The sequence below is a fragment of the Sphingomonas bacterium genome (genome assembly GCF_903643035.1).
In the GTDB taxonomy this organism is placed as follows: Bacteria; Pseudomonadota; Alphaproteobacteria; order Sphingomonadales; family Sphingomonadaceae; genus Sphingomonas.
In genome coordinates this window covers 1-4,638 of sequence record NZ_CAHJWW010000218.1, presented here as the reverse complement: position 1 = coordinate 4,638, position 4,638 = coordinate 1, and the positions used below count along the sequence as shown (strand labels likewise).

Below are 4,638 nucleotides of genomic sequence, written 5' to 3'. Positions count from 1 at the left end.
CCGCGCCGGTCCTGGCACAGCTTCAGGATGCTGCCGAGATACTCGTCGGGGACGTAGATCGTCGCCTCGATCCACGGCTCGGCGATCGTCGCGATCCGGCTGGGATCGGGCATGTCGGCGGGGTTGTGCAGCTCCAGGTCGCCGACTCCGGAAGCATCGGCGTGCATCAGCTCGATCCGGTACACCACCGACGGCGCGGTGGTGATGAGGTCGAGGTCGTACTCGCGCGTCAGCCGCTCTTGGATGATCTCGAGGTGCAGCAGCCCCAGGAAGCCGCAGCGATAGCCGAAGCCGAGCGCGGCGCTGGTTTCCATCTCGAAGGAGAAGGACGCGTCGTTGAGCCGCAGCCGGCTAATCGACTCGCGCAACTTCTCGAAGTCGTTGGCATCGACCGGGAAAAGCCCGCAGAAGACGACCGGCTGCACCTCCTTGAAGCCCGGCAGCGCGGTCGCGGCGGGGCGCTTGCTGTCGGTCAGCGTGTCGCCGACCCGCGCCTGCGCCACATCCTTGATCTGGGCGGTGATGAAGCCGATCTCGCCCGCGGACAATTCGGTCAGCTGCTCGATCTTGGGGCGGAAGCAGCCGACGCGGTCGACCAGATGCTGCGTGCCCGCCTGCATGAAGGTCACCTGCTGACCCTTCTTCAGCACGCCGTCGACGACGCGGATCAGAATGACGACGCCGAGGTACGGATCGTACCAGCTGTCGACCAGCATCGCCTGCAACGGCGCGGCGGGGTCGCCCTTTGGCGGGGGTACGCGGCGGACCACGGCCTCCAGCACCTCCGCGATGCCGATCCCCGACTTCGCGCTGGCCAGCACCGCGTCCGAAGCATCGAGGCCGATCACGTCCTCGATCTCCGCGCGCACCTTTTCGGGATCGGCGGATGGCAGGTCGATCTTGTTGATGACGGGCACGATCTCGTGGTCGTGCTCGATCGATTGGTAGACGTTGGCGAGCGTCTGCGCCTCCACGCCCTGCGCCGCGTCGACGACCAGCAACGCGCCCTCGCAAGCGGCAAGGCTGCGCGACACCTCGTAGGCGAAGTCGACGTGGCCGGGCGTGTCCATCAGGTTCAGCTCGTACGTCTCGCCGTCCCTGGCGGTATAGGCCAGGCGCACGGTCTGCGCCTTGATGGTGATCCCGCGTTCCTTCTCGATGTCCATGTTGTCGAGGACCTGCTCGCTCATCTCGCGGGCGGTGAGGCCGCCGGTCGCCTGGATCAGCCGGTCGGCGAGTGTCGACTTGCCGTGGTCGATATGCGCGATGATCGAGAAGTTTCGAATATTGGACTGGGGGGTGGACACGGGAGAGGGGGCTGCCTGTAGCGGGGGTCCTCGTGCCGTTAGCATCGCAGCGTCGCAAAGCGAAGCGCGACGGGGCGGTGGATCAGCCGCTGGTGCGGTTAGGATCGCTCAGCCGGATCGCGTCGAGCGCGTTGAGGTAGCGACGCAGGCCCTGCCCGCCCACCATCGCCCAGCGAACGCCGCGCCGCTCCAGCTCGGCCCGCGACAGGTCGAAGAAACGCCGCCGCTCCGCCGCCGTGCCGAACATGCGGGTTCCGTCCGCCACCCATGGAAGGTCGATGTCGAACAGCAGATACAAGTCCGCGGTGTTGCGCCACGCGTCGAACCACCGATCGCGCCGGCCGAACATCATGTCCGCCCACACCGCGCTCATCAGCGGATCGGTATCGAGGATCACCGGATGCCGGCCGGTCGCGGCGGCGGCTTGCGTCTTGGCATCATGCGCGCTGGCGATCATGACGAGGTCCGCCATCGTCAGGTCGGTCCCGAACGCCTCGCAATAGGTGCGACCGAACTCCGCGACGCATATCGACTGGAAATGGTCGGCAAGCCGCGGGGCGATGGTCGACTTGCCGGTGCTCTCGGGGCCGTGGAGGCAGATGGTGCGCAGGCTCATGCCCGGGCACCGGGGCGGGCGGCGCGACGCCAGTCAGCCAACCCCCATACCGACAGCGCCAGATAGACCACGTACAGGATCACCACCGTCTCGAGATGCTTGGCGTGGTATAGCGGCACCGCCGCCGCGTCCACCGCGATCCAGACGACCCAGTTCTCCCACCATCGCTGCGCCATCAACATCTGCGCGGCCATGCTGGCGACGGTGACGCCCGCATCCCACCAGGGATAGGCCGCGTCGGTGAAGCGCGCCATCGCGGCGCCCCAGGCGACCGCGGTCGCCAGGGACGCGGCCGCCCAGCCGGCGCGTCGCGCAAGGCTCATGCCCCCCACCACCACCGCGCCGCCCGCATCGCGAGAGCGCGCCCAGTTCGCCCAGCCATAGACGTTCGCGCCGACATAGAAGACCTGGAGCAGCGCATCGCTGTAGAGGCGTCCGCGCGCCGCCAATATGCCCACCAGCGCGACCGACCCGATCCCGGCGGGAAACGTCCAGACGCTGCGCACCACGCCGAGGACGACGCAGGCGATGCCGAGGAGAAGGGCGAGCCAGTCGATCGTCGTCATCCGTCGGTCATCGGAGTCCGTCCGGAACGCGCGGGAGGGCGCGTTCCCGGACATAGCCTAAAGCGTTCCGCGCCGGATCGGCAAGTGGAGTGAACCGCCGTCCGTTCCAGGGGACCGCGCCAGCAAGCCGCTTGCACGCCGCGCAACGCCTGACTATAGGCGCCGCTCCAAGCCAACCGGGCGCGCCCGTCGCGAACCGGACTCCGTCGGGGAGTAGCTCAGCCTGGTAGAGCACTGCCTTCGGGAGGCAGGGGCCGGAGGTTCGAATCCTCTCTCCCCGACCATTGGAACTCGGCTTCTCATCGACATGGTTTCCTTGCTCGCGGCTGGACGTCGCGTTCAGGAAATCGTCAGTGGTGTTGCCGCATTTCCGTGTCTCGCCCGGAACGGTCCGGACGAACATAGGAGGGTTCTCATGAAGATAGCGATCATCGCGGCTGGACTGGCCTTGGCCGGCGGGTTCGGCGCCGTCGCCCCGGCCGAAGCGCAATACTACGGCCATCACGGCGGCTATCACAGCACGCATGGCGGTTTCGATCGCGGATACAGGAGCGGCGGCTACGGCTATCGCGATCGTGGCTATGGACCGGGTCACGGCTATGGTGCCGGCTATGGCGGCGGCTATCGTCGCGGCCGTCTGGTCTGCACCTATCGCCACGGCCTGCGCCGCTGCTTTCACGCCTGATCGGGCAGGACCATCGATTCCCGTGCGGGGCTGACGGACTGCCCCGCGCACTCCAGGAGCAGGAGAGCCATCGTGAAGATATCATCTCTCGCCGCCGTCATGCTGGTGGGCGTTGCCGGTCTTGCGCCCGGCGTGGCGCTAGCGCAGCATCGGACCGTGGTGACGCGCACCGTGACGCGGACGCATACCGAAACTCGGCCGGTATTCCACAACCATGTCCACCAGGAGTGCCGTAACGAGTATCGGCACGGCCACCATGTCCGCGTGTGCCGCGCGGTCGGCTATTGACCCGGGCTTGACCCGCGCCGCCCGGCTCCGCCATAGCAGGCATGGGAGTCGGGCGGACGCGGCCGTCGCCAACCCGGTCAGATCCGGAAGGAAGCAGCCGCAACGATTCTCGTCGCGGGTCGTCCCGGCTCCCACCGCAAGAAAGACAGGCGCAGCAGGCTGCCCTGGCTTTCTTCCTTGGAGCGGTCGATGATGCCCCGGGTCTTGGTCGATGGCACGGATCCGCCGCGACAGCCCTTCATGATCCACGCCCCCGTGACGCCGCGATCAGGCCTCTCTATGTACGGTGCGATGTCCGTCGCCCGCCTCCCCTGTTCCGGTGCCTCACGTTGATGGCCACGCTTGGCCTGGATGAACCGCCGCAACCGATGGCGACGCAGCCGTATCGCGTGCTCGCACGCAAATATCGCCCGCAGACCTTTTCCGAACTGATCGGGCAGGACGCGATGGTCACGACGCTGGCCAACGCCATCCGCCGCAACCGTCTGGCGCATGCGTTCCTGCTGACGGGCGTGCGCGGCGTGGGCAAGACCAGCACCGCCCGGCTGGTGGCCAAGGCGCTCAACTGCATCGGCCCCGACGGTACGGGCGGGCCGACCATCGACCCGTGCGGCGCGTGCGAGCATTGCGTCGCGATCACGGACGGCCGCGACATCGACGTGATCGAGATGGACGCCGCCAGCCACACCGGCGTCGACGACATGCGGGCGGTGATCGACGCGTCGCGGATGACGGCGTTCTCGGCGCGGTACAAGATCTACATCATCGACGAAGTCCACATGCTGTCCAAGAACGCGTTCAACGCGCTCCTGAAGACACTGGAGGAGCCGGCCGAGGGCGTGAAGTTCCTGCTGGCGACCACCGAGGTGAACAAGGTGCCGGTGACGGTGCTCTCGCGCTGCCAGCGGTTCGACCTGCGCCGCATCGCCGCCGACAAGCTCGCCGCGCACTTTGCCGCGGTGTGCGAGAAGGAGGACGCCGCCGCCGAGCCGGAGGCGCTGGCGCTGATCGCCCGCGCGGCGGAAGGGTCCGCGCGTGACGGGCTGTCGATCCTGGACCAGGCGATCGCGCACGCGGGTATCTCCGGCGGCGCGGTGACTGCGGGCGCGGTGCGCGACATGCTCGGCCTGTCGGACCGCGGCGCGGTGCGCGACCTGATGGCGCTGACGCTGGCGG

The 4,638-nt window shown here is 67.9% G+C and carries 6 protein-coding genes, 1 tRNA gene and 1 other RNA gene; 5 read left to right on the top strand and 3 right to left on the bottom strand.

Annotated features, from left to right (window positions below; translation table 11 throughout):
* The 3 genes from lepA to pnuC all read right to left on the bottom strand — a co-directional run.
* Positions 1–1,307, bottom strand: a 1,307-nt coding sequence (gene lepA / locus HUV01_RS12290) for a translation elongation factor 4 (protein ID WP_174298531.1), incomplete at its 3' end; no start/stop codon positions are given.
* An 82-nt stretch (positions 1,308–1,389) separates the two neighbouring features.
* A complete protein-coding gene (locus HUV01_RS12285) occupies positions 1,390–1,923 on the bottom strand; it encodes an AAA family ATPase (protein ID WP_174298530.1) in 534 nt (177 codons plus the stop codon).
* A complete protein-coding gene (pnuC, locus tag HUV01_RS12280; protein ID WP_174298529.1) occupies positions 1,920–2,489 on the bottom strand; it encodes a nicotinamide riboside transporter PnuC in 570 nt (189 codons plus the stop codon). The genes HUV01_RS12285 and pnuC overlap by 4 nt, the downstream gene beginning before the upstream one ends.
* A gap of 207 nt (positions 2,490–2,696) precedes the next feature.
* Between pnuC and HUV01_RS12275 the strand changes: the two genes are divergently transcribed.
* From HUV01_RS12275 to dnaX, 5 genes are all read left to right on the top strand, one after another.
* A tRNA-Pro gene (locus HUV01_RS12275) sits at positions 2,697–2,773 on the top strand.
* A 131-nt stretch (positions 2,774–2,904) separates the two neighbouring features.
* Positions 2,905–3,174: a hypothetical protein gene (locus HUV01_RS12270; protein ID WP_174298528.1), complete on the top strand. Its 270-nt coding sequence runs from the start codon at positions 2,905–2,907 to the stop codon at positions 3,172–3,174.
* Positions 3,175–3,246: 72 nt separating this feature from the next.
* Positions 3,247–3,462 (top strand): hypothetical protein, encoded by a 216-nt coding sequence (locus tag HUV01_RS12265; protein WP_174298527.1) that lies wholly within the window; start codon positions 3,247–3,249, stop codon positions 3,460–3,462.
* 42 nt (positions 3,463–3,504) lie between these two features.
* An RNA gene (ffs, locus tag HUV01_RS12260) (signal recognition particle sRNA small type) lies at positions 3,505–3,599 on the top strand.
* 231 nt (positions 3,600–3,830) lie between these two features.
* Positions 3,831–4,638 (top strand): DNA polymerase III subunit gamma/tau (dnaX, locus tag HUV01_RS12255; RefSeq protein ID WP_254606609.1); only part of this gene is annotated, 808 nt, incomplete at its 3' end.